The sequence below is a fragment of the Streptomyces griseorubiginosus genome, from assembly GCF_017614965.1.
Lineage (GTDB): Bacteria > Actinomycetota > Actinomycetes > Streptomycetales > Streptomycetaceae > Streptomyces > Streptomyces griseorubiginosus_B.
Window position 1 is genome coordinate 1 of record NZ_WVUG01000545.1, and the last position, 2,812, is coordinate 2,812.

Genomic DNA, 2,812 nt, shown 5'->3' on the forward strand with positions numbered 1-2,812 from the left:
GGGCACGGGGGCGTAGCGGCCACGCGGCGGGGCGTGGTCGACCTCCTCGGCGCTGCGGCCGATCATCGTGCGCCGGGCGTGGGCCGCCTCGGCGGGAGGTTCGGCGAAGCCCTCGGGGACGCCCGCCGCCTCGTCCTCGGCGTCCTCGGCGTCCTCCGCCTCTTCCGTGTCGGCGGCGTCCTCCGCGTCCTCTGCGTCCTCGGCCACCGGATCGAGTGACGGCGGCGGCACCTCGGTGTCGAAGACGGACGCCAGGCCGGGCGCCGGCTCGTCGTCCGCGTCCGGCGTGGTCTCGTGGTCGTCGGTGACCGCGGCCTGCGGCCTCTGCGTGGCCGGCGGCTCGGGCTGCTCGGACCCTTCGGGCTCCTCCGTCGCCGCCAGGTTCTCCGCGAAACGGTTCAGCAGCCGGGTCACCGCGGAGCCCACCGCGTCGGCGGGCAGCTCCGTCACCCGCCCGTCCGCGGACGCCGTCCCCTCGAAGACCAGCGTGGAACCGCCCTCCGCCGCCGTCACCCGGAGCGTGAGCGCCAGCTTCACCGAGCCGGTGCCGCGCGTCTCGGTGGCGTCGCCCTCGACGGCGTACGACCCGTCGTCCCGGGCCGTGACCCTGAGCGTCCCCCGGTAGGTGACCGAGTGGCTGCCGACGCGCACTTTCAGCCGCCCGGAGACGGGTTCGGCCCCGGCGTCCTGCTGGAGCCCGGGAACCGCCCGGGCCACCCTCGCGGGATCGGCGAGCGCCTCCCTCAGCCGCAGGGCCGGAACCGGAACGAACACGTCATGCTCCATAGCCGCCGAGCCTACCCACGGGTTCGCAGGCTGCACCCCCGTTGGCCGAAAGTGACGCGGCCGGTTCAACCCCCTGGCGTCACCAGCCCCGTCTCGTACGCGATCACGACCACCTGTGCCCGGCTGGCCAGGCCCAGCTTGCTCATCGTGCGGTTCAGATGGGTCTTCACCGTGGCCTCGCTGATGAACAGGCGGTCCGCCGCCTCCGCGTTGGTCAGACCGCGCGCGACCAGCTTCAGCACCTCCAGTTCACGGCCGGTCAGTGCCGCGAGACCCGGCGGGGGTTCGGGGAGGTCGGCCGCGCGGGTGAACGCCTCCACCAGGCGCCGGGTCACCACGGGCGCGAACAGCGCGTCGCCGCCGTGCACGGCCGTCACCGCGGCGAGCAGGCGCTCGGGGCCCGCGTCCTTCAGGAGGAACCCGGAGGCACCGGCGCGCAGGGCCCCGTACACGTACTCGTCGAGGTCGAAGGTGGTCAGGACGAGGACGCGGGGCGGGGGGTCGGTCGCGGCCGCGAGGATGCGTTCCGTCGCCTCGATGCCGGTCATGCCCGGCATGCGGATGTCCATCAGGACAACGTCCGGGTGGGTCTTCGCGGCCAGCCGCACGGCCTCCGCGCCGTCCGCCGCCTCGCCGACGACCTCCATGCCGGGGGCGGCGCGCAGCAGCGCGACGAGTCCGCCGCGGACGAGGAACTGGTCGTCGACGACCAGCACCCTGATCGGCGGTGGGGCGTTGCCGGTGTCGGTCATTCCTCGACGGCGTCCTCACGGCGTGCGGCCGGCGCTGTCGGCAGGGTCAGATGCACGCCGAATCCCCCCTCGCTGCGCGGGCCGACGACGATCGTCCCGCCGTAGAGCTTGGCCCGCTCCCGCATCCCGATCAAGCCGTGGCCGCCGCGTTCCTGCTTTCTGTCCGGAATCACCCCCTCCCCCTCGTTCACGACGGACACCGCCATCTCGCCCGCGCGGTAGGCGAGTTCGACGGTGGCGTGGGCGCCGGGGGCGTGTTTGAGCACGTTGGTCAGGGCTTCCTGGACCACGCGGTAGAGGCAGAGCTGGACGCCGGGCGGCAGGGGGCGCGGTTCACCGGTGACGCGGAGGTCGACGGGGACGCCGCCGGCGCGTACCCGCTCGACCATTTCGGCCAGTTGACCGAGTCCGGGGGCCGGGCCGCTGTCGGCGCCGGAGACTCCGTCGGCCCGCAACAGGCCCAGCATGCGGCGGAGTTCGGCGAGTGCCTCGCCGCTGGTGCCGGCGATGGTGTCCAGCGCCTCGCGCGCGGTTCGGGTGTCGGAGGTGAACACGAAACGGGCGAGGCCCGCCTGGACGTTGATGACCGCCATGTGGTGGGCGACCACGTCGTGCAGCTCGCGGGCGATCCGCACGCGTTCCTCGGCGACCTCACGGCGCGCCCGGTCGGCCTGCTCGGCCCTCAACTGCCGGGTCAGGTCGGCGGTCCGGCGGGCGGTGTGCCCGAACCACCACAGCACCACCGGGTACGCGACGGACTGCGCGGCCACCGACGCCATCGAACTGCCCTGGGTCACCAGCCCCGCGTAGATCCACACGCCCGCCATCAGCGCGGCGCAGACCGCGGTCGTCCGCAACGGGCGCAGGGACGCCACCGTGTAGAAGGCGAGCATCGGGCCGAAGGAGTTGACCACCGGCCAGTGGCCGAGCGAGACGTAGGCGATCGCGCAGGCGTCGACGAAGACGCAGACGGCCACCGGGGCGCGGGCGCGCAGCACGGTGGGCAGGTTGCACAGGGCGACCAGGCTCCAGCCGAGCGCGTCGAGTGCGGGCCACCCCTGGGCGGCCGACTCCCGGCCGAGCAGGACGGCCACGGTCGTCTGCGCCGCGGTGATCAGGCCGTCGACCACGAGGGGGTGGATCCGCATCGCCGCAGCGTAACCCCGGTGCGCGAGGCGGGGCGTCAACCTTTCGCGGTACCGCGGAAGTTGCAGGAACCGCGCGGTTGCCGCGCGGGTTGGGGCGCCTTTCCAACCAGTGGGGGATTCGGGGCG

General features: G+C 74.0%; 3 protein-coding genes. All 3 read right to left on the minus strand.

Going from position 1 to position 2,812, the window contains the following annotated elements; genetic code table 11:
* On the minus strand, positions 1 to 786 hold a 786-nt coding region (locus tag GRC12_RS43380; protein WP_208785940.1), incomplete at its 3' end, for an SRPBCC domain-containing protein.
* 65 nt (positions 787 to 851) lie between these two features.
* Positions 852 to 1,538, minus strand: a complete 687-nt coding sequence (locus GRC12_RS43385) for a response regulator (RefSeq protein ID WP_208785941.1) — start codon at positions 1,536 to 1,538, stop codon at positions 852 to 854.
* Positions 1,535 to 2,686, minus strand: coding sequence for a sensor histidine kinase (locus GRC12_RS43390; protein ID WP_208785942.1), 1,152 nt, complete (start codon positions 2,684 to 2,686; stop codon positions 1,535 to 1,537). The genes GRC12_RS43385 and GRC12_RS43390 overlap by 4 nt, the downstream gene beginning before the upstream one ends.
* Positions 2,687 to 2,812 lie beyond the last annotated feature (126 nt).

Bases quoted from the DNA above. Each gene is read 5' to 3' on its own strand.
- GRC12_RS43385 (WP_208785941.1), bottom strand. From the start codon at position 1,538: ATGACCGACACCGGCAACGCCCCACCGCCGATCAGGGTGCTGGTCGTC.
- GRC12_RS43390 (WP_208785942.1), bottom strand. From the start codon at position 2,686: ATGCGGATCCACCCCCTCGTGGTCGACGGCCTGATCACCGCGGCGCAG.